Source organism: Salmonella sp. SA14318, assembly GCF_029866905.1.
Classification (GTDB): domain Bacteria; phylum Pseudomonadota; class Gammaproteobacteria; order Enterobacterales; family Enterobacteriaceae; genus Salmonella; species Salmonella enterica.
On the sequence record NZ_CP123282.1, the window covers coordinates 3,647,630 to 3,668,351 of the forward strand.

Consider the following 20,722-nt stretch of genomic DNA (forward strand, 5'->3'; position numbering starts at 1 on the left):
TGGAAAAAGTAAAAATTTATTGTCCATCTTTACAAAAGTCCATTTACTGTTCGACCGCCATCAAACGCCGATATTCATCCCATGCGTAAAGGTCAGTCATCCCGCTGATATAATCCTGAATCAACCGACAGCGATAATAATATTCCAGTACCGGGTACTCCGCCGAATCCGTGGGTAATTTACTGACGACTTCCACGTAGGCCAAACGATGGCGCGTAGAAAGTTTCTGAAATAAGCGCGATTCTATGGGGAAGCGTTTCAACCGTTCTTTTTCCACCAGCTCGCGAAAGTCGTTAAGCGACAGGCTTAATAGCGGCTGATAGATATCTAATAACCCGCTGATCACCCGGTATCCCTGTAGTTCAAGCTGTTCTACATCCGGATGGCTAAACACATGTTCAACCGCCACATTCTTATAGAGTTCAAGCAGGCGGCTAAAACCGCTGGCATCTTCCAGCAACGCCTGATTGAAGGTACCGGCAAAAATCTGCGGCAAATTATCAATAAAACGCTGAGCGGCATAGGGCACCAGTTTATTTAATGTATTTACCCGTAAATACATAAAAAACTGATCTTCGGTACTGCGGCTTAATGTATTGGCGCGTGATTTTTCCCACGCATTTCCTACCACCAGCTCAAACAGCGAATCCTTCTCATGGTGGCCCCACGCGTGATATAAATGGTGATAAAGCTGCTCAACGCTAAAGATTCTTTTCTCTACCGCGTCTTCAAGATCGGCGACACAATAAGAAATATCATCTGCGGCTTCCATAATCCACGTTAATGGAAAGCGACTGTAAGGCGCTAACTGCAGTTCTTTACGTAACCTCGCAATATACTTCTCTTCAGAAAGATAATAGCCCGGTTTCTTCATTAAATAGCGATGGGAATCCGGCACCGGCCCTCGCCACCATGCCGGACGGGTATATTTTAAAATTCCGCCAACCTGCGCCCAGGTAAGATTCATCCGCATGAGCGTATGTACCAGACGAATTCCCTGTGCATTGCCTTCAAAATGGCAGATATCCTGACGTACCTTGCGGCGAATATCGTTCAGATTTTCTTCGCCTTCCTGTAACCGTAGCGAGGAAACCACACAGCGATCATGCGTGAGCGGCTGACTTTCCGCATCTTCCGGATGCAGCCGCTGACGAAACCAGTCATTGATCGCCGCCTCGCCAAAATGACCGAACGGCGGATTACCGATGTCGTGCATCAGGCAGGCCATTTCTACAATACTTTCAAAGGGACCGGTCAGCGCGTCCAGTCCGTACTCCTCCAGTCGGTTTTGCTCTTTCAGGCGGCTTAAAATCTCTTTCGCGATATAACGCCCTACCTGCTGCACCTCCATCGAATGCGTCAGGCGAGTACGCACCGCGGCATTGCGCTCCAGCGGGAAAACCTGCGTTTTTTGCTGCAAACGGCGTATAGCCGGAGAGTTGATAATCCGCCCGCGATCGCTTTCAAAAATCCGCAGGATCTCATGTTCCGTCTTTACGCCCTGCGGTGAACGATAACGACGATGCCAGTTAATTTTATTTCGGAAATCGATCGATGCCATATCCTCTCCCCGCCTGAGAAATGCGCTTCCCCATAAGCGCATGATAAACTATGCCCCCAAAACTGACTTATCGCGAGTAAATCTATGAAAATCGGCATCATTGGCGCAATGGAAGAAGAAGTTACGCTGCTGCGTGACAAAATTGACAACCGTCAGACGATTACGCTGGGCGGCTGCGAAATTTACACCGGCCAGTTGAACGGCACCGAAGTAGCGTTGCTGAAATCCGGTATCGGTAAAGTCGCGGCGGCGCTGGGCGCAACGTTGCTTCTGGAGCACTGCAAGCCGGACGTGATCATCAATACCGGTTCCGCAGGCGGTCTGGCGTCCACGCTGAAGGTCGGCGATATCGTCGTCTCTGACGAAGCGCGTTACCACGACGCTGATGTGACCGCTTTCGGCTATGAATACGGGCAATTACCGGGCTGTCCGGCCGGATTTAAGGCCGATGACAAACTGATCGCCGCCGCGGAATCCTGCATCAGGGAGCTGAATCTGAACGCGGTACGCGGCCTTATTGTTAGCGGCGACGCGTTTATTAACGGCTCCGTCGGGCTGGCGAAAATTCGGCATAACTTCCCCGACGCGGTCGCCGTAGAGATGGAAGCCACCGCTATCGCCCACGTCTGCTATAACTTCAACGTGCCGTTCGTGGTGGTACGCGCTATTTCTGACGTGGCCGATCAGCAATCGCACCTCAGCTTTGACGAATTCCTCGCGGTGGCGGCGAAACAGTCGACTCTGATGGTCGAAACGCTGGTACAGAAACTGGCGCATGGCTAAGCAAATGTTCAGGGCGCTGGTCGCCCTGCTGCTTACGCTCCCGGTGTGGCTTTACGCTGCGCCGCGCGTCATTACCCTCTCTCCCGCCAATACGGAGCTCGCTTTTGCCGCCGGGATTACGCCCGTTGGCGTCAGCAGCTATTCCGACTACCCGCCCGAAGCGCAAAAAATAGAACAGGTCTCTACCTGGCAGGGAATGAATCTGGAACGCATTGTGGCGCTGAAGCCGGATCTGGTCGTCGCCTGGCGCGGCGGTAATGCGGAACGCCAGGTAAACCAACTGACGTCATTAGGTATTAAGGTCATGTGGGTGGACGCGGTAAGCATCGAACAGATCGCCGACACGCTCCGCCAACTGGCCGCCTGGAGCCCGCAGCCGGAAAAGGCTCAGCAGGCAGCGCAGACATTGCTAAACGAGTACGCCGCGCTCAACGCCAAGTATGCCGGTAAAGCTAAAAAGCGCGTCTTTCTTCAGTTTGGCATGAATCCTCTGTTTACCAGCGGTAAAGGGTCTATTCAACATCAGGTTTTGACGACCTGCGGCGGAGAAAACGTCTTTGCTGACAGCCGCGTGCCGTGGCCGCAAGTAAGCCGTGAACAGGTGCTGGCAAGGCATCCCCAGGCCATTATCGTGGCCGGAAAAGCGGGCGAAATTCTCAAAATTGAACAATACTGGGGAAACCTGTTAAAAATTCCGGTTATTCCGCTTAACAGCGACTGGTTTGAACGCGCAAGCCCGCGTATTATCCTCGCCGCAAAACAACTCTGTAATGCGCTTTCACAGGTGAATTAGAGCCTGTCTTACCAGGCTCCCAGTGGGGATTCGACAATGCTCGTCTATTGGCTGGATATTGTAGGCACGGCTGTATTTGCTATCTCTGGCGTGTTACTGGCCGGGAAATTACGTATGGACCCGTTCGGCGTCCTGGTGCTCGGCGTCGTTACTGCCGTCGGCGGCGGGACAATCCGCGATATGGCGCTGGATAACGGCCCGGTATTCTGGGTTAAAGATCCTACCGATCTGGTCGTCGCCATGGTCACCAGTATGCTGACCATCCTGCTGGTTCGCCAGCCAAGACGTCTGCCGAAATGGATGTTGCCGGTACTGGATGCGGTCGGGCTGGCGGTATTTGTCGGCATTGGGGTGAATAAAGCCTTCCTCGCTGAAACGGGGCCATTAGTGGCTGTCTGTATGGGCGTGATTACCGGCGTCGGCGGCGGGATTATTCGCGATGTTCTGGCACGCGAGATCCCCATGATCCTACGCACCGAAATCTATGCCACGGCCTGTATTATCGGCGGGATTGTTCACGCTACCGCGTTTTATACGTTTTCAGTACCGCTGGAAAGCGCCAGCATGATGGGTATGGTCGTCACGCTGTTCATTCGGCTGGCGGCCATTCGCTGGCATTTGAAATTGCCGACGTTTGCCCTGGATGAAAACGGACGTTGATATTGTTTTGCCCGATGGCGCTACGCTTATCGGGCCTACAGGAAAGATGTTGTAGGCCGGATAAGACGCTCGCGTCGCCATCCGGCACAACGAACAGCAATCAAATACTGAAGGAAGAGCCACACCCGCAGGTACTTTTCGCATTCGGGTTGGTTACAATGAAGCGGGAACCTTCCAGGCCTTCGGTATAATCGACCGAACCACCCACCAGATACTGCAAACTCATCGGGTCAACCACCAGGCCAACGCCCTGTTTTTCGATGGTCATATCCCCTTCGTTAACCTGATCGTCAAAGGTAAAACCATACTGGAAGCCGCTGCAACCACCGCCGGTGATATACACGCGCAATTTCAGATTCGGGTTATCTTCGTCAGCGATAAGACTTTTTACTTTATTCGCTGCTGCGTCGGTAAACTGCAGCGGCAGCGCTACGTCATCACTCATATTTTGCTCCAAACGACATCGGTAATTGGATAAATTTTCACCCAATATTGGCAGTCATTATCTAATACCCTGGTAATTCGTTCAAGTATTCTCGCCCGCAGGCGCATTCTGGTTTTTCGCCGCCTGTTCCGCATCCTGCTTCGCCAGAGTGCGCGCCAGGATGGTTGAGTATAACGGTTTCCCGCCTAAAAACTGGGCTAATAGTGTCGCGCCAAGACAGGTGATAATCATTGGCAAAATGAGCTGGTAGTTATCGGTCATCTCCAGCACCAGCACAATCCCCGTAAGCGGGGCGCGCACCGACGCCGCCATCAGCGCCCCCATCCCGGCAATCGCAAAGGTACCGGCCTCCAGGTGATACTGCGGGAAAAGCACTGCCGCCGCCATACCGAAGGCCGTACCAAGCAGCGTTCCCAGCGCCAGCATCGGGGCGAAAATGCCCCCCGGCGCGCCGGAAGAAAAGCAAAGCAGCGTCGTGACCACCCGGGCAATAAAGATGAACAGCAGTAGCCCGACGCTAAAATTACCTGCTGCGGCGATAGGAATAAGGTTAAATCCGCCGCCTGCCGCTTCCGGCTCAATCAACCCCAGAATACCGCACAGGCCGCCGATCGCGCCGCCCATAAGCACCCATTTTTTAATTTCGCCGCCATGAAAGCGCTGAAACATATCCTGGGTACGCAACACCAACGAATTAAATACCGGCCCGACGCAGCCAAAAATAATACCGAGGATAAGGTATAACCACAGCGTGTTAACCGGCGCATCAGACAGTTTGCCGACTTCAATAATCGGCGCTTCGCCGTTAAATATGCGGAACACAATGCTCGACATGATGACGCCGGTAAACACCGCTTTAATCGAAATCAGGTTGTAGCGAAACTGCGGGCGCATCTCTTCAATAATAAACAGGATACCCGCCAGCGGCGCGTTAAACGCCGCAGAGAGCCCCGCCGCCGCGCCGGTCGCCAGCAACGTATGCCGCGCTTCGGCGCTGCGCATACGAAAAACATCCAGCACCATGCGCCCCAGGTTGCCCCCGATTTGCACCGTTGGCCCTTCGCGCCCTAATACCATTCCTGCGCCCAACGTTCCCATCCCGCCGATAAACTTCACCGGCAACACGCGCCACCAGCGCACCGGACGTAACTCCTCAAGCGCGCCTTCAATTTCCGGGATACCCGAGCCGCCGGCTTCCGGCGCAAATTTTCGCACCAAAAAGTAGCCGACCATCGCCAGTAACGCCGAAAGGATAAAGGCCAGCGGCCAAAGCAAAAACGCATGGTCCGCGACCTGAACCAGCGCGCCAATGCGCATGTTTTGTACCCAGGAAACCGCCTTTTCAAAGGCGACGCCAACCAGTCCGGTAAGCGTGCCGACAACGGCCGCCATGAACAGGATGGCCAGCGGCGTTTTATCCCGCTGCATTAACCGGCGAATCTGATCTCTGCGCCGTAAACGCACAATTTGCTGAGCTAAAAAGGTGGAAGTGTCTGTTTTCATCAGAAGATCATTAATTGGTAATACAAATCTAAAGTCGGCATTCTACTCGCCAACGCCGCGAAAATCCCCTGCAAATCGTATTGTTTCAAATGCGTAAAACTTTCATAACCTTCTCTGAATAACTTAGAATAGCGGGTATTCACTTTTTCTACGAACCAGGAATCTTTCCATGAGTAAGTCTGAAAATCTCTATAGCGCGGCCCGCGAGCTGATCCCCGGCGGCGTGAACTCCCCTGTTCGCGCCTTCACTGGCGTGGGCGGCACCCCGCTGTTTATCGAAAAAGCGGACGGCGCGTATCTTTATGATGTCGATGGCAAAGCGTATATCGACTATGTCGGTTCCTGGGGGCCAATGGTACTGGGGCATAACCATCCGGCTATCCGCAATGCGGTGATCGAAGCTGCGGAGCGCGGTTTAAGCTTCGGCGCGCCAACCGAGATGGAAGTGAAAATGGCGGAACTGGTCACCAACCTGGTGCCGACCATGGACATGGTGCGCATGGTGAACTCCGGCACCGAAGCGACCATGAGCGCTATTCGCCTGGCGCGTGGTTTTACTGGCCGCGATAAGATTATCAAATTCGAAGGCTGCTACCACGGCCACGCAGACTGCCTGCTGGTCAAAGCCGGTTCTGGCGCGCTGACGCTTGGTCAGCCGAACTCGCCGGGCGTGCCAGCAGATTTCGCGAAACATACGCTGACCTGCACTTATAACGATCTGGCGTCAGTACGCGCGGCGTTTGAACAATATCCGCAGGAAATCGCCTGTATCATTGTCGAACCCGTGGCGGGCAATATGAACTGCGTCCCGCCGCTGCCGGAATTTCTGCCAGGTCTGCGCGCCTTGTGCGATGAGTTCGGCGCGCTGCTGATTATCGACGAAGTGATGACCGGTTTTCGCGTCGCGCTGGCCGGAGCCCAGGATTACTACGGCGTCGTGCCTGACCTGACCTGTCTGGGTAAAATCATCGGCGGCGGGATGCCGGTAGGCGCGTTTGGCGGTCGTCGCGATGTAATGGATGCGCTGGCGCCGACGGGCCCGGTTTACCAGGCGGGCACCCTTTCCGGCAACCCGATTGCGATGGCGGCCGGTTTCGCCTGCCTGAATGAAGTCGCCCAGCCCGGCATTCATGAAACGCTGGATGAGCTCACCACCCGCCTGGCGGAAGGTTTGCTGGAAGCTGCCGAAGAAGCGAATATTCCGCTGGTGGTTAACCATGTCGGCGGCATGTTCGGGATTTTCTTCACCGACGCTGAGAGCGTAACCTGCTATCAGGACGTGATGGCGTGCGACGTTGAACGCTTTAAGCGTTTCTTCCACCTGATGCTGGAGGAAGGCGTGTATCTGGCGCCATCGGCGTTTGAGGCGGGCTTTATGTCGGTCGCACACAGCATGGACGACATTAATAATACTATTGACGCCGCGCGTCGGGTGTTTGCGACGCTGTAAAAGAGAACGTCCAGAAACAACATAGGCCGGGTAAGGCGAAGCCGCCACCCGGCTTTTATTGGTTCATCGCAGGTTAGCCTGAACCGCACCAGACACCCTAAAGCTCATCAATAATATACTGGAAGCTACAGGTCGACGTGAACTGCCCGGAGCCAATGTTGCGGGTGTTCACCGCTACATTAATGTCATGAAGCTCAACATCGGTTATCGGATGATCAACGGCGCTGGTCGTGACGCTCGACTGGTCGCAGCCCAGCACATTGAGCGTAATACCCGATGAGACAAAACGGCAATAAGCGCCACGGTCGTCAAATTTGCTGCCATCGCAAAGTTTTCCCCCCTCCATCAAATAGGTATGTAACGTGCGATTCACCGTGCCACCGGTGGCATCAAGCATGAGGGTTGTTTTCTGTTTCGAAACGTTCGCATCCCAGGAGATATCAAAAGTATCAACGGGAACTTTCGGGCAAACTGAGCTGCGCGTATCCGGCGGGGAGTACGTTTCGCCAGAGATACCATCAGCAGCAGTGACACGACTCGTTGCCAGCCAGGGGCAACCATAGTCATCGCTTTGTACCGTAATATCCACGGTAAAAGAGCCACAATCGTGCCAACTCGCTGGCATATTCTGGCAACTGGAGCGCGCAACGCTGTTATCGAAATCGCGTAACACAACCGTCGGCGCGGGCTCTGGCCCCGACCAGGATTGTAAGGGTACCGGACGATTTTTAAAACCCCCTCTTAGCTGCCAGGTGCCATAGTATACTCCGTCATGCGTATCCACCATCACATTCAGCAGAATCGAGCGATCGAAGGTACTCGGACCTATGCCGTAATAGAGCGTGGTACTTGAAAACGTCGCTTTCAGCATGGGTTTGGCCACTACCGAACTGCCATAAACGGCAATCAGCAGCAAAAATAAAGTCCGTATTATTTTCATCATAAATACTCAAATGTAACTAGGGCGCTTGCGAAGAACGTTCCCGGAACCAGATCTTCGCCAGGAAGACGTTGTACCCAGGCATTCAGGCTTAGCGCGTTATTCCCCGTCACCAGCGTGAATATCGCACCCTCTTCATCGTTCATGCCCACGGGAACGCCGGATAGCGTTTCAATACCAATCCCGATCCCGGAAGCGCCTGAGTGGCTATCGAGGGCCAGGATACCGCGCATTCCGGTCGCTTCGGTTCCAGTGAAAGTCACCTGCACCCCGTTACTCAGCGCCGAATCGCAATCCGTGAGTTCAAACACCAAAGGCTTACGAGCAGACTGGCCGTCGGGAGTGAAATCAGAACTGTCAAGCGACGAAAAATCGACTTCGGCAATCCCCGTCCCCTGCATCGTGAGCGTGCAAGGACTGGCCACCAGGCTACCGGAAAAATGCAGGTTATCTGCCGCTGAGACCGGCAATATCAGCGCCCCACAGAGGATGCAGGCCGCGCCGTGTAATAACGCCTGTCTTTTAGCCATTACTGATAATCCACCTGTAATGTTGCCGTCGCATCGAAGCCGCCTTCTTTCAGCGAAGCACCGCTCTTTTTAACCGGTATGGCTTTCAGAACAGGTATCGATTGTTCATTCACCGTAATGGTGGACCCCAACGTAAAGGGTTGGTCGTTCTGCCTGAGTTCAATTCCCAGTCCCGCCACGCTGGTGTTTACCGCCGCCGGATTAAAATCACTCACGGAACCGTTTAGCGTCAGGGTCATCGCCATCGTCTCATCGCGCACCGTTGAATCACAGGTGATCTCATACGGAACATTCTGCGCATAACGCGTACCATCTATTTTATTAATCAGCAAGTTACCGAACTCAACGTCGATCGTCTGATCATTGTTAATCGTACAATTCGGCGGCGAAATTAATGTTCCGTGGAACTTAAGGTTCTCAGCCGACTGCGCGGCAAAACTGCTGCTTATTAACACTGTCAAAGCCATTTTTTTCATTGGTAATCCACCACCAACGTGGCGCCTGCGTTAAACGCGCCACCTGTTAACGTTACGCCATTATTTTTGACGGGAATTGCCTCAATGGCCGGACCGCTGCCACCGCTGTATTGAAATGACAACCATTGCGTATTGCCGGGTGAAATCAGCGCGCCATCCGTGGCGGTTTGCAGACGGATACCCAATCCATCGACATCGGTTTGCAATACCGACTCGCCATTGATAGTCACCGCATTCCCCTGAATCTGTAACTTCAGGTAATCGCTCACCCTGCCGTTACAGCTCAGGCGATAGCCCACCGCCTGCCGGTAATTCACCCCGTCCACTTTCGTCGTCAACACATTGCCAAATTCCACCTCACCGCCGGTCACAGTACAGGGCGGCGCGGCATTAACGACTATCGTCAGCGTCATGTTGACCGTCTTACTTCCTGCTGCCAGCGGCATACTGACCGCACTCAGCATGGCCGCACACGTTACCGTGCCCAGCCGTAACCGCCATTGCCTCATCTTGCGTCTCCTTGTCGGTTACGACTTTCTGCTTTTTGCTTCATCTACCGCACAACTGTTGTCAGTACAGTTAAAAATCAGCGGTAACCGCGCGCCATAATCGTTGACGTAAGTCAGCACAGGCGAGCGACCTAATTCACTGGCGTCTCCTCCCAGCGTCACGTTGCTTTTTGGTGCAATCACTAAAGGGCTAAAGCCTCTGGCCGGTGTGCCGTCCATGCGGCTGCTGGCGTTGCTTAACACCACGTAGTAACCGGTCGGATTGCTCACCTGATAGCCATTGCCCTGACGCTGAAGGGTGATCTTGTATTGCCAGGGATGCTGCATATCGATTTTCGATAGCGCCTGCGGGCGGTAAAAAACTTTGATGCGCGTTTGCAGGGCGATTTGCAGCGTGTTGGGCTTGTCGCTTTGCGGCGGAATTTCGCGCACGTTGTAATAAAAAAGGGTTTCCCGATCCTGGGGGAGCGACGCCAGCGCCAGCATCCCCTGAATTTTGACCTGTCCGATTGCCGACGGCTCAATGCGCTGGACCGGTGGGACGACGATTAAAGGTGAGGTAATTTTGACGCCCTTCTCATCTTCCACCCAGGACTGCGCCAGATAGGGCAGTTTGCTGTTGGCGTTTTTCAGATCGACGCTTATCGATTTATCTTCGCCGCGAAACACCAGGCGGGTGCGATCGGGCGCGATGGCGGCCTGGGCGCTATCGTAGCCGCCCAGCAAAAGCAGCAAAACAGCGGCCAGGTTATAACGTTTTAATGGCATCATGAATGCGATTTCCTGAATCAATGTGTTGGATAACGAGAAGAGAGCGCTTCGGGTTGCGTTGAAGACGTCAGCCGCTGCGTATGAAGCTGGAGTAATGGTTTCTCTGCGGGCTGCGTTGCCTCAGGTGATGAAGCGTCGCCGATGCACGGCAGCAGCAGGCCGCTAAACAGATCGCCCGGCAGCGGGTCGGGCAACGCCGCTTCACACTGCGTTTTACCTTCCCATGTCACCTGCAACCGCTCGCCGGGGTTAATGCCGATCAGATAAACGCTGCCGTCTTCACCTACGATCCCTAACTGTTGCTGGCGACTGTTGTAAACCTCCGCGCCGAAGGGCGGCGTGCCGCCATCGCGCAGGCGGATACTGGCCATGGCTTTTTTACCGCTGAGCACCTCCAGGCGGCGATAACCGATCGCCCCTTCCGTCAGGGTCGCCTGAGCGATGGAGAGGGTTGCTTCCGTGTCTTCCGGCAACTGGGTAATGTCGATTTTCACCTGGTTGCGGTAGTAGTCGTTGACGTCAACAATGACGGCTTTACCAAACGCGTTGGTATATACCGGCGTGCTGTAGCCGGAGATGGGTACGTTCGCTTCATCGCCGACATCCACCATCAGCCGCGAGCCGCCGTTGACGCTGGTACGGTGCAGCGCCCCGCCTTTAGCAGTCAGCGTCGCGCCGCCCTGGATGTTCAGCCCGCCGGAGGTATAGTCGCCTTCCTGATAGTTCGCACTGACGTCAATGTCGGCATAGCTCGCTTGATGACGGTAATAGCCGTCGAGAGTCGCGCCGTTATCCGCGCGGCCAGCGTTGATCTGGTAGTTATTGCGATCGTCAATGCGCTCGTAATAGCCGACCTGATTGCTGTTGTTGTCATCGCTAAAGGAGCCGTTGTAGCTCAGCGTGCGGTTGTTGCCCCACGGAATACTGAGCGAGACGTACACGCCGTCATCACGTTCATTGTCATATTCGTTGCGAAAACCGTTCACCGACAGACTGATCCCGCGCACCTCGCCGACATCGAAATAGTGCGACAGCGTCAGGTTATAGCTGTCCTGGTTGGGTTGATTCCAGTAGGTGCGATGGGTGTAGTTGATATAGGCGTTGACGTTTATTGCCGAAAAGTTCTGGCTGTACGTCAGGGTATACATCTCTTTATCGTGGCCGGTGCGCTGACGATCGTTATCGTCATTATGCGTATCGATAAACTCGTCCATCGTCATGTAGTTTTCTTCGGAAAAGCGATAACCAGCAAACGTCAGACGGCTGTCTATATCATCAAAATCTTTAGCGTAGCTGGCACGGAACGAGTTACCCTGAATGGTGCCGTCGCCGTAGGCGCTACCCTCAGGCAGCGTCGCACGGGAATGGGTGACATCGACGGAAAACGCGCCCAGCAGCGCCAGATCGCGCCCCAGTCCTAACGCCAGCGCCTGATAATCCTGCTCGCCGATGGCGCCGCCGTACAGCGACCAGCCGTTAGCGATCCCCCAGGAGGCTTCGGCTGAGGTGAAAAAGCCGCCTTCCATATTGTGATCCCAGTCCTGCGGTCGCCCGGCTGCCAACTTGTAGCGCACCTGGCCGGGACGGGTCAGAAACGGAATGGAGGCGGTGCTGACGTCATATTCCTGCACCTGACCGCTTTGTTCTTCAATTTTGACGTGTAGATCGCCGGATACCGTTTCATTAATATCCTGAATGCGAAACGGCCCTGCCGGGACCTGCGACTCATAAATCACCCGCCCGCGCTGGGTCACGGTGACTTTGGCGTTGGTGCGCGCCACGCCTGATATATCCGGGGCGTAGCCACGCAGATTAGGCGGTAACATCTGATCGTCGGTAATAAGGCTGCCGCCAACATAGTTAAAGCCGTCGAAAATATCGGATTCCAGCGATCCTTCGCCCAGCGTTAGCTGTGCCCGGAGCTGCGGGATCGCCCGCCAGGCGTAATAGCGGTTCCAGTCCCAGTTCTGTTCGGAACTGGAGCCAAAGTTGTCTTTATCTTCGCTGTCATTTTCGTGACGATAGTTAGCCTGCCAGTCCGCGCGCAAACGCCACGCGCCGAGGTTGGCACCCACCGTGCCGTTGCCGCTGATGTCATATTCATCGCCGTCATCATGTTCAGCATGTCGCCACTGGCTGTTAACGTTGTAGTCAAATAACACGCCGGGAATCCCTTCATCCCAGCGGGAAGGTGGATCCCACTCTTCATCGCTGTATTCCAGATAGGCCTGCGGAATAATCACCGTCAGCGTTGACTGGCTTAAATCCGTTTGGGTTTCCATCCCTTCCAGTTGATCTGGTTGCAGACACTGACCGGCATTTATCCAGATCATTTTATCTGCTATTTCAGGTTTTAACCCCAGCAGCGATACCAGTTCAGGCGATAAACAGGGATATGTATTATCAGGATCGTTATTATCAACGGAGTACGTAATAATATTATCCTGAGCAATTTGACTCTGATTGACCAGCACCTGAAGATGATAGCTCCCCGGCATAATGTAGCCTTTACGGGAAAAACGGGAGAGATCCAGGCTGGCATCATCTTTAACATCAAGAAATCGGGTATTAAATTGAATGGGCGCTTCCGCGTAGCTATTTTCCGGACCGACAGCCAGAACAATACCCACCACGGCCGCAAGCGTGCTCAGACGAAATTTTTTATAGTGAGCCATCAGACAATCTATCCCTGAAATATATAATCTATTTTTTTACTTTGAGCATTATCCTGCGGCAGACTGCCGCAGGATGATATTTCACTTACAGATAGCTGATCGTGAAGTTTACGGTGCTGCTGAATTCGCCGGTATCGATAGTGGTGGCAGCGGAATCGCCTTTCACCCAGGCTTTGAAGTTAAGAGTCTGTTTCGCCGCCGCAACGCTGCCGTTCATCGTCAGGTTTTCGCTGTAAGCGTCGCCCAATTTGATCGCGGAACCCAGGTGGTTGCCGATGACAATGCTGGAACCCGCCATTTCGCCGCCGCCGATACGCATCAGCGCAACGCTGCCCGGATTAGCGCTGGATTCGTTACCGATGGCAGAGAAAACGGTAGACGCTTCTTTCTCAGTGGTGAATGCGCAGTTTTCCAGACCGATATGGAAATCGACTTTTGAAGATTCTTTACCGCCCATCAGAGAACCGGTACCGATATGGCCCAGGTTAACGGTCTGGTGTTCGTCGCCAACCACGATTGAACACGGTGAATCTTCAATAGTACCGGTAAAAGTAACCGTACCAGTATTACTGCCCGCAGCATTGGCAAAGCTGGAAACACCCATAACCAGTGCGGCAGCAACCGCAGCTTTTACTGCTGTATTCATTTTTCATCCTTATTAAAAGTTGGTGAGTATTTTTACGCTATTCACACGGAGCTATACTCAACACCCCATGTTTATATGGGTAGATATATATTATATGACGAGTTATGAAATTCCCGATGCAACATTCAAAAGAAGCAAACAACACGTTAATAAATAACATCCCTTAGGCGCGGCAAAGTATTTTCCATTAAAAACCCAAAGACAAGCGTTTTTTATTTAAAGGATCATCAGCATTAAATAATAAATATTTTTTACCGTTCAAAAAACAAACAAAGCAAGCAAGACGGGAGAGCCAAAAAAACAATAAACATGTCAAAATGAATAAAAAAAGATCAGAATTACAGTACTGAATGTATAGCAATGACGCATAAGATTTATTTTTGGTATAAATTCCATTAAAAAAATCAAAAAATGCTAAGTTACATTTTTTTTGTTTACTCGTGGCAATTAATTTATTTTAATAGAGTTGTTTTTTATTACTTCGATAAAAAAACAATATTTTATTATCGAAGTTTTATAATGAAAACTTATTATTATATTAAAATTGATTTACGAGATGCATTAAAGATGCGGCATCCACATCTTAATATTTAAAAAGGCTTAATACCGAAACCGGTAATTCTTATTATTGGATAGATCATGCCGCAATTTATCATCAACGTTTCGGGCCTGAATATGTTGAAATTAGTCACCCTGTTCAGGAGACAGCGGCGCGCCACTGAAATAGCACATGACTTATCGATACAGAAATAACCCCTGCTTCTTGCTGAACATAAAAGCAGAGTTCCCTCGATAAAACGTGACAGGACAGCTTTCGCACGCTGATAGCGTTCAGCTATTTTTAGGTCTACAAAATATTGCCACAACATATTGATATTGTGTAATTTGTAGGTCGGGTTGAGCATGGCCGCCACCCGACATAAATGTGGCACAGCTTTTTTACCGGCTCTGTTTACGTAGCAAATAGATAAAGTACGGCGCGCCAATAAAGCTTGAAAGCAGTCCCGCCGGGATCTGATACGGAAATAGCGCCATCCTGCCGCACCAGTCGGCAAAGACCAGTAAAACGCCCCCTGCCAGCGCCGAGATGACCATATGCGGCATCGTCCGGCGAAAACCGAGCATCCGCGCAATATGCGGCGCCATCAGTCCAACGAAACTCAGCGGCCCAATGGTCATCGTCGCGGTTGCCGTCAAACAAGCCGCCAACGCCAGCAGCGCGATACGCGACGGCGTAAGCGCCATACCCACCGCGCGCGCGGCATCGCCGCCCAGAGGCAAAATCGTTAACCAGCGGCGACACAACGGCACAATGGCCAGCAAAATCACCATCACGATCGCGGTTCGCGTAACCTGCCCGCCAGTGGCGTTATAGGTAGATCCTGCGATCCAGGTCAACACTTCCGCCATCCGCGGGTCGCCGCTCGCCTGGAGCATCATTAGCAGCATGGTAAACGCGGTGCTGAGCGCCATCCCCGCCAGCAACATCCGTTGCGGTGAGAAACCGCCGCGCCCGGCGGCTATCATAATAATCAGCAGTGTCGCCGCCGCGCCCAGGCTTCCGGCAGGCAGTAGCCAACCGAAAGCATTCCCCGGCACCAAAAACAGCATCAACACCACGCCAAACGCGGCTCCGGAACTGATCCCCAGCACTTCCGGGCTGGCCATTGGATTACCGGTCAGACGCTGAATAATGCAGCCCGCCACCGCCAGCATGACACCCGCCATTAACGCCGCCAGTATCCGCGGCCAGCGCCACGGCATCAGTTCCTCAAGCAGCGTTCCGCTCGCCCACGCCCAGCCGTGCGCATCGCGACCAAAAGAGAGCGCGCCCCATGTTGCCAGCAGCAAGAGCGCGCCACCGGCAACGGCAAAAGCGAGGACATGCCGACGCTCCGCCGCCACACGATCGCTGGCGTTCATATCCGGCGCGCTCATGCTTTTAAGCCGCGGCAGCAGCCACAGGAGCAGCGGCGCGCCGATTAACGCCGTCACTGACCCGGTGGAGACCTCCATCCATACGCGGGTGAGCCAAAGGATAATCTGATCGGATAGCCATAAAATAAGCGCCCCAATGAGCGGCGCCAGCATCAGGCGCGCCAGCAGACGTCTTGCGCCAAGCATTTTCGCCAGCAGCGGCGCAAACAGGCCGATAAAACCGATAATGCCCACCGCGTTGACCAGCAGCGCGCTCAACACAATCGCCAGCGACAGCGCCGCCAGACGCGCTAACGACAGCGCCAGACCCAGATTACGCGCAACGCCGTCATCCAGCCCCATCAGCGTCATCGGACGTAACAACAATAACGTGAGCATCACACCGCCCAGCAACTGCGGCCACAGACGCTGCACGCCGCTCCAGTCGGTTTGCGTTAGCGTTCCGGTGCTCCATAAAAACATGCTTTGCAACTGATCGTGATGGAAAATCACCAGTAACTGGTTGATTGCGCCACAATAGAGGCTAACCACCAACCCGGCGAGGATCAGGGTTACCGGCGACAGGCGTTTGCCCCACGCCACGCCGAACACCAGCGCGCCGACGATACAGGCTCCCGTCAGGGCGGCAAACTGCGTGGTCAGCGCGCCGGGAATCGCCCATAGCGTAGTCACCGTGATCCCCAATTGCGCGCCGGTCGCCACGCCCAGCGTGGTCGGTTCCGCCAGCGGGTTACGCAATACTTGCTGGAACAGGACGCCTACCAGCCCAAGTCCCGCGCCCACCAGTAGCGAAATCGCCAGTCTTGGCAGCAGGCTGTAATGAAAAATCATCTGCTCAATGATGTCGATATCCGGTGACCAGATAGCCTGTTGCCACTGGCTGCGCGGTAGCGCAACGGAGAAGTTAACCCATGTCAGCCAGCAGGCGGCAACAAACAGCGCCAATAACAGCAACGCCGGATGGCGGCTTCGCCTTATCCGGCCTACAAAGCGCCCGAACCGTAGGTCGGATAAGACGCTTTTCGCGCCGCCATCCGGCATTTCACGTTTTCTGCTCACGCTTTGCCTCCCAACACGTTATTCAGGATGCGGACAAAGTGCATCGTGGAGAGGGTCGCGCCATAGAACCAAACGGCGGGCACCCGATGAAAACGCCCGGCGCGGACAAACGGCATGGCCTGCCACAGCGGCGTTGCCATCAGCGCGTTCATATCGGTGCTATTCCCGTGATCGAAGCAGATCACATCCGCTTCTTTATACATCGCCAGCCGATCGATGCTAACCGCCGTACTGCCCCAAAAGTTGGTTTCACCCTGCCAGGCATTGACAATGCCATACTCGTCCAGCACCTCCTGGAACAGGCAATTCGGGCCTAGCACCAGCATATGCCGCGGATCGATAAGCGTCGTCATCAGTAACGGACGCCCCCCGCGGCGGATAAAATGCGGCTTCTGGCTGGCGATGAAGCGATCGTATTGCGCCAGATGTTTTTCTGCCGCAGCTTCCAGATTCAGCGTCTGCGCCAGTTCAACCAGCGAGCGTCGGGCTACCGCCAGCGGCTTTTTGCCGTCGCTAAAATCGAACCCGCGCCCCGGCGCGATCCGCGCCAGTTTCTCCGGCGAGGGTCCGTACCCTGCCGACCAGACCATAAACGACGGCTTCATCTCCGTCAGTAGTTCGAGATTGGGTTCAGTGCGAAGACCCACATCAATCACCGAATCCGGCAACGGCGGTTCGCTAACCCACAGCTTATAATTTGGCACATCCGCCACGCCATACGGCGTAATACCGAGCGCCAGCAGCAGCTCAACCGGCAGCCACTCCAGCGCCACAATCCGGCGGGGATCGATAGCGGCAGCCTGCGCCGTATTCATTTGCCACAGCAGCGGCGAGAGCGCCATCGCCGTTAATAAACGGCGGCGAGTCAGAGGATATAAATCACGCATTAATACACAAAACTCACAGGTGCCGCGCCCGCCGGATGCGGAAGGATACCCATCGGGATGCCGTAAATCTGTTCCAGCGTGTCACTGCGCATCAGTTCCGCAGGCGTTCCTTGCGCAATCATTTCACCGCCGCGTAGCGCGACTAAATAATCACAGTAGCGGGCCGCCATATTGATATCGTGCAGCACCGCAACCACCGTCAGCCCGCGCTGCTGGCTTAAGCGATGCACCAGCGCCAGCACGTCCACCTGATGGGCGATATCCAGCGCTGACGTCGGCTCATCCAACAGCAGACAACGGCTGTCCTGCGCGACCAGCATGGCAATCCACGCGCGCTGGCGCTCGCCGCCGGAAAGGCTGTCTACCAGACGATGCGCCAGCGGTTTTAAGCCGACCAGCGTAATCGCCTCGTCTACTTTTTCCCGGTCCGCGACGCCAAAGCGTCCCAACGCGCCGTGCCACGGATAGCGGCCAATCGCCACCAGTTCGCGCACCGTCATTCCTTCCGCCTGCGGCAATTGTTGAGGCAGATAGGCAACTTTGCGGGCAAACGCCTTGCTGCTCCAGCTCGCCAGCGGCTGATTGTCGAGCAGAATATCCCCTTCGCAAGGCGGCTGATGGCGGCCCAGCATTTTTAACAGCGTGGATTTACCGGAACCATTATGACCAATAAGTCCGGTGACGCGACCTGCGGGAAACGTTAACGAGAGAGGGTGTAAAAGCGTGCGGCCCGGCACACGAAAGGCGACGCTTCGCAGCGCAAAGGTGGTATCGGAATGAATGTGGTTTTCCTGCATCGCAGCCAACTTGTAAAACGGGCACGGCAAGCCGTGCCCAAAAAGAAATTAGAAACGGAAGGTTGCCGTTGCAACGACCTGACGTTCTGCGCCCCAGAAACAGCCATAGGTCTGGAAGCAGCTGGCGACGTATTCGCGGTCGAGCAGATTATTAACGTTAACCGCAATGCTGGAGCCCGCCATACCAAAACGCGCCAGATCGTACTTGACGACCGCATCCATCACCGCTGCGCTGCCTACCTTGAAGCTATTGGCCGGATCGCCGTAACTGGAACCAATAAAACGTCCGCCTGTTCCCAGCGTTAAACCTGACAACGGGCCATCGTTGAAGGTGTAATCGCCCCACAACGACGCCATGTGTTCAGGCACCTGCTCTGGCGTATTCCCTTTCAGGTTAGTGTCTTTCGTGTACTCAGCATCAGTATAAGTGTAAGACGCCGTCATATTGATGTTAGCCGTCAATGCTGCTTTGGCTTCCAGCTCTACACCTCGCGCACGAATTTCGCCTGCCGGCACCTGCGCTAATGGGTTGGTTGGATCGGCGGTCAGGTTATTGGTTTTGGTCAGCTGATAAACGGCCCCCGTAACAACAACCGGCATGTCTTTCGGTACATATTTCACCCCTGCTTCATATTGCTCGCCTTTTGACGGCTTGTAAGAAACGCGTGGGGTGCTCCACAAATCGAAGGCGCTTGGCTCGAAAGATTGGCTATAGCTGAAGTAAGGTGAAATTCCATTATCGAATACGTAGTTTACGCCACCGCGCCAGGTGAACTGGTGGTCATTACGTTCAATATATCCTTCTGTCGGCGTAGTGGAATTCTGCCGCACCGTTGTCGCTTGTTTAGACCAGTCATAGCGGCCGCCGAGAGTAAATACCCACTTATTCCATTCCGCCTGATCCTGAACATAAAGGCCTGTTTGTTTACTTTCGTTCATCTGGTACGGCTCAGCGCCGCCGAAAGCAAAGTATTCAGGATGGTAATTGTTATAGAGATCGATTGACGGCGCGCTACCAAACGTCGCGTTAATATCATTACGCATACGCATGAAATCGACACCCGTCAGCAACGTATGATCAATATCGCCGGTCGCGAATTTACTTTCCAGTTGTGTATCTACGCTGAAATTCTGTAAACGCTCGTTGTCAACGATAGTACCGCGGTTAAGCGTATGGCCGTCCGCCGCAATCCCCGTGCCATAGACGCTTTTTTGCGCGGTTTTCATTTCGACAAAACGTAAATTCTGGCGCACGGTAAAAGTGTCGTTGAAGCCATGCTCGAAACTGTATCCCACCATTTTCTCGTTACGAGAATAGGTGTTGTTTGACGCCCCTTCATTGAAATCTGTTGGCAAGCGTTTACCATTCGGTAACGGTTCAACCGTTCCCTCTTTCGGCAGCCAGCCGTAGTAGCCGGTCTCTGGTTCGTTCTGGAAATAAGAAAGGAACGTAAAATTCGTTTTCTCATCAGGACGCCAGGTAAAAGAGGGCGCAATCGCATAGCGCTGCGACTCAGAGCTCTTTTGCTGCTCATTTGTCGAACGCGCCAGCCCCGTCAGACGATATGAGAACTCACCGTTGTCATCCAGGGAATCACTAAAATCAAAACCGGTCTGGAATAAATTGTCCGTCCCCATTTTGAATTGAATTTCTTTCAGCGGCTCAGTAGTCGGCCGCTTGCTAACCATCGAAATGATACCGCCCGGGTTACTCTTACCGTAGAGGACGGACGTTGGGCCACGCATCAACTCAACACGCTCAAGCATGTAGGGATCAATAACCGCATCGTTGTAGAAGTTCCCCTGCAATTTCAGGCCATCCAGATAGTTGTTCTGGCTCAGGCCGACGGAAGAGAAGCCACGGATAATCACGAAGTCATAGGTATTGGAAGCGCCGCGGCTGCTTACCGTTACGCCCGGCGTGTAACCCAACGCTTCTTTTACTGACTGGAATTGATGCATCTGCATCTCTTCGTTAGTGACCACCGAAACCGACTGTGGCGTTTTTTCGATAGGTGTATCAGTTTTGGTGGTGGTGGCGGAACGCTTCGCGGCGATGGTCGGAGCCGGTCCCCAGGCACTTTCCTGCGCGGCAGGCGCTGCGGTTACGGTAATGGTTTCTTCTTTCGGTTGAACCGCCGCCTGTGCATAGACAGACATGCCGCTAACCGCTGTGGCTACTACAACTGCGATTTTACGCAGTGAAGAGTTTGGCTGAGCAGTTTTAAGACGCGCCATTGGTATATCTCTGATGAAAGTGAATGATAACGTAAACGATAATTATTATTATAACCGCAGC

18 protein-coding genes are annotated in these 20,722 nt (G+C 53.8%); 4 read left to right on the forward strand and 14 right to left on the reverse strand.

The genetic code is table 11. The features are described 5' to 3' along the window. Positions 1-43: 43 nt before the first annotated feature. Positions 44-1,561, reverse strand: coding sequence for a dGTPase (gene dgt / locus QEN32_RS17500; RefSeq protein WP_000146450.1), 1,518 nt, complete (start codon positions 1,559-1,561; stop codon positions 44-46). A gap of 84 nt (positions 1,562-1,645) precedes the next feature. On the opposite strand from dgt, the gene mtnN reads away from it, so the two are divergent. Genes mtnN through QEN32_RS17515 form a run of 3 tightly spaced genes read left to right on the forward strand, consistent with a single transcriptional unit; the run spans position 1,646 to position 3,797 of the window. Next, positions 1,646-2,344 carry a 5'-methylthioadenosine/S-adenosylhomocysteine nucleosidase gene (gene mtnN, locus QEN32_RS17505; RefSeq protein ID WP_000689822.1) on the forward strand — a complete coding sequence of 233 codons (699 nt, stop codon included), beginning with the start codon at positions 1,646-1,648 and terminating at the stop codon, positions 2,342-2,344. Further along, positions 2,337-3,137 (forward strand): vitamin B12 ABC transporter substrate-binding protein BtuF, encoded by an 801-nt coding sequence (gene btuF / locus QEN32_RS17510; protein ID WP_001118839.1) that lies wholly within the window; start codon positions 2,337-2,339, stop codon positions 3,135-3,137. The genes mtnN and btuF overlap by 8 nt, the downstream gene beginning before the upstream one ends. A 36-nt stretch (positions 3,138-3,173) precedes the next feature. After that, complete coding sequence (locus QEN32_RS17515; protein WP_000964234.1) at positions 3,174-3,797, forward strand: TRIC cation channel family protein; 624 nt, start codon at positions 3,174-3,176, stop codon at positions 3,795-3,797. Between the two features lie 100 nt (positions 3,798-3,897). Here QEN32_RS17515 and erpA read toward each other — a convergent pair whose 3' ends face one another. Beyond that, the gene (erpA, locus tag QEN32_RS17520) at positions 3,898-4,242 is read right to left on the reverse strand and encodes an iron-sulfur cluster insertion protein ErpA (RefSeq protein ID WP_001278668.1); all 345 of its coding nucleotides are present in this window, start codon (positions 4,240-4,242) and stop codon (positions 3,898-3,900) included. An 81-nt stretch (positions 4,243-4,323) separates the two neighbouring features. Next, on the reverse strand, positions 4,324-5,745 hold the full coding sequence (clcA, locus tag QEN32_RS17525) for a H(+)/Cl(-) exchange transporter ClcA (protein ID WP_000845428.1): 1,422 nt from the start codon (positions 5,743-5,745) through the stop codon (positions 4,324-4,326). A gap of 169 nt (positions 5,746-5,914) precedes the next feature. Between clcA and hemL the strand changes: the two genes are divergently transcribed. Continuing rightward, a complete protein-coding gene (hemL, locus tag QEN32_RS17530) occupies positions 5,915-7,195 on the forward strand; it encodes a glutamate-1-semialdehyde 2,1-aminomutase (RefSeq protein ID WP_000045250.1) in 1,281 nt (426 codons plus the stop codon). Between the two features lie 97 nt (positions 7,196-7,292). Here hemL and stfH read toward each other — a convergent pair whose 3' ends face one another. The 11 genes from stfH to fhuA form a co-directional block, all read right to left on the reverse strand. Further along, positions 7,293-8,135 carry a fimbrial adhesin StfH gene (stfH, locus tag QEN32_RS17535; RefSeq protein ID WP_265322076.1) on the reverse strand — a complete coding sequence of 281 codons (843 nt, stop codon included), beginning with the start codon at positions 8,133-8,135 and terminating at the stop codon, positions 7,293-7,295. Continuing rightward, positions 8,135-8,665, reverse strand: a complete 531-nt coding sequence (locus QEN32_RS17540; RefSeq protein ID WP_001584756.1) for a fimbrial protein — start codon at positions 8,663-8,665, stop codon at positions 8,135-8,137. Before QEN32_RS17540 ends, stfH begins: the two co-directional genes overlap by 1 nt. Beyond that, positions 8,665-9,141 carry a fimbrial minor subunit StfF gene (gene stfF, locus QEN32_RS17545; RefSeq protein WP_265321991.1) on the reverse strand — a complete coding sequence of 159 codons (477 nt, stop codon included), beginning with the start codon at positions 9,139-9,141 and terminating at the stop codon, positions 8,665-8,667. The genes QEN32_RS17540 and stfF overlap by 1 nt, the downstream gene beginning before the upstream one ends. Continuing rightward, positions 9,138-9,650, reverse strand: coding sequence for a fimbrial protein (locus QEN32_RS17550; RefSeq protein ID WP_001250313.1), 513 nt, complete (start codon positions 9,648-9,650; stop codon positions 9,138-9,140). Before QEN32_RS17550 ends, stfF begins: the two co-directional genes overlap by 4 nt. 18 nt (positions 9,651-9,668) lie before the next feature. Beyond that, positions 9,669-10,421 (reverse strand): fimbrial chaperone StfD, encoded by a 753-nt coding sequence (gene stfD / locus QEN32_RS17555; protein ID WP_265321992.1) that lies wholly within the window; start codon positions 10,419-10,421, stop codon positions 9,669-9,671. A 17-nt stretch (positions 10,422-10,438) separates the two neighbouring features. Beyond that, complete coding sequence (locus QEN32_RS17560) at positions 10,439-13,096, reverse strand: fimbrial biogenesis outer membrane usher protein (RefSeq protein ID WP_064012689.1); 2,658 nt, start codon at positions 13,094-13,096, stop codon at positions 10,439-10,441. An 85-nt stretch (positions 13,097-13,181) separates the two neighbouring features. Beyond that, on the reverse strand, positions 13,182-13,742 hold the full coding sequence (gene stfA, locus QEN32_RS17565; protein ID WP_001090554.1) for a fimbrial major subunit StfA: 561 nt from the start codon (positions 13,740-13,742) through the stop codon (positions 13,182-13,184). Positions 13,743-14,681: 939 nt separating this feature from the next. Then, positions 14,682-16,721 carry a Fe(3+)-hydroxamate ABC transporter permease FhuB gene (fhuB, locus tag QEN32_RS17570; RefSeq protein WP_140236245.1) on the reverse strand — a complete coding sequence of 680 codons (2,040 nt, stop codon included), beginning with the start codon at positions 16,719-16,721 and terminating at the stop codon, positions 14,682-14,684. 14 nt (positions 16,722-16,735) lie between these two features. After that, positions 16,736-17,626 (reverse strand): Fe(3+)-hydroxamate ABC transporter substrate-binding protein FhuD, encoded by an 891-nt coding sequence (gene fhuD / locus QEN32_RS17575; RefSeq protein WP_001205359.1) that lies wholly within the window; start codon positions 17,624-17,626, stop codon positions 16,736-16,738. Then, the gene (fhuC, locus tag QEN32_RS17580) at positions 17,626-18,423 is read right to left on the reverse strand and encodes a Fe3+-hydroxamate ABC transporter ATP-binding protein FhuC (RefSeq protein WP_265321993.1); all 798 of its coding nucleotides are present in this window, start codon (positions 18,421-18,423) and stop codon (positions 17,626-17,628) included. The genes fhuD and fhuC overlap by 1 nt, the downstream gene beginning before the upstream one ends. A 48-nt stretch (positions 18,424-18,471) precedes the next feature. Continuing rightward, positions 18,472-20,661 carry a ferrichrome porin FhuA gene (fhuA, locus tag QEN32_RS17585; RefSeq protein ID WP_000113219.1) on the reverse strand — a complete coding sequence of 730 codons (2,190 nt, stop codon included), beginning with the start codon at positions 20,659-20,661 and terminating at the stop codon, positions 18,472-18,474. Positions 20,662-20,722: the final 61 nt, after the last annotated feature.

Bases quoted from the DNA above. Each gene is read 5' to 3' on its own strand.
- dgt (WP_000146450.1), bottom strand. From the start codon at position 1,561: ATGGCATCGATCGATTTCCGAAATAAAATTAACTGGCATCGTCGTTAT.
- mtnN (WP_000689822.1), top strand. From the start codon at position 1,646: ATGAAAATCGGCATCATTGGCGCAATGGAAGAAGAAGTTACGCTGCTG.
- btuF (WP_001118839.1), top strand. From the start codon at position 2,337: ATGGCTAAGCAAATGTTCAGGGCGCTGGTCGCCCTGCTGCTTACGCTC.
- QEN32_RS17515 (WP_000964234.1), top strand. From the start codon at position 3,174: ATGCTCGTCTATTGGCTGGATATTGTAGGCACGGCTGTATTTGCTATC.
- erpA (WP_001278668.1), bottom strand. From the start codon at position 4,242: ATGAGTGATGACGTAGCGCTGCCGCTGCAGTTTACCGACGCAGCAGCG.
- clcA (WP_000845428.1), bottom strand. From the start codon at position 5,745: ATGAAAACAGACACTTCCACCTTTTTAGCTCAGCAAATTGTGCGTTTA.
- hemL (WP_000045250.1), top strand. From the start codon at position 5,915: ATGAGTAAGTCTGAAAATCTCTATAGCGCGGCCCGCGAGCTGATCCCC.
- stfH (WP_265322076.1), bottom strand. From the start codon at position 8,135: ATGAAAATAATACGGACTTTATTTTTGCTGCTGATTGCCGTTTATGGC.
- QEN32_RS17540 (WP_001584756.1), bottom strand. From the start codon at position 8,665: ATGGCTAAAAGACAGGCGTTATTACACGGCGCGGCCTGCATCCTCTGT.
- stfF (WP_265321991.1), bottom strand. From the start codon at position 9,141: ATGAAAAAAATGGCTTTGACAGTGTTAATAAGCAGCAGTTTTGCCGCG.
- QEN32_RS17550 (WP_001250313.1), bottom strand. From the start codon at position 9,650: ATGAGGCAATGGCGGTTACGGCTGGGCACGGTAACGTGTGCGGCCATG.
- stfD (WP_265321992.1), bottom strand. From the start codon at position 10,421: ATGATGCCATTAAAACGTTATAACCTGGCCGCTGTTTTGCTGCTTTTG.
- QEN32_RS17560 (WP_064012689.1), bottom strand. From the start codon at position 13,096: ATGGCTCACTATAAAAAATTTCGTCTGAGCACGCTTGCGGCCGTGGTG.
- stfA (WP_001090554.1), bottom strand. From the start codon at position 13,742: ATGAATACAGCAGTAAAAGCTGCGGTTGCTGCCGCACTGGTTATGGGT.
- fhuB (WP_140236245.1), bottom strand. From the start codon at position 16,721: ATGCCGGATGGCGGCGCGAAAAGCGTCTTATCCGACCTACGGTTCGGG.
- fhuD (WP_001205359.1), bottom strand. From the start codon at position 17,626: ATGCGTGATTTATATCCTCTGACTCGCCGCCGTTTATTAACGGCGATG.
- fhuC (WP_265321993.1), bottom strand. From the start codon at position 18,423: ATGCAGGAAAACCACATTCATTCCGATACCACCTTTGCGCTGCGAAGC.
- fhuA (WP_000113219.1), bottom strand. From the start codon at position 20,661: ATGGCGCGTCTTAAAACTGCTCAGCCAAACTCTTCACTGCGTAAAATC.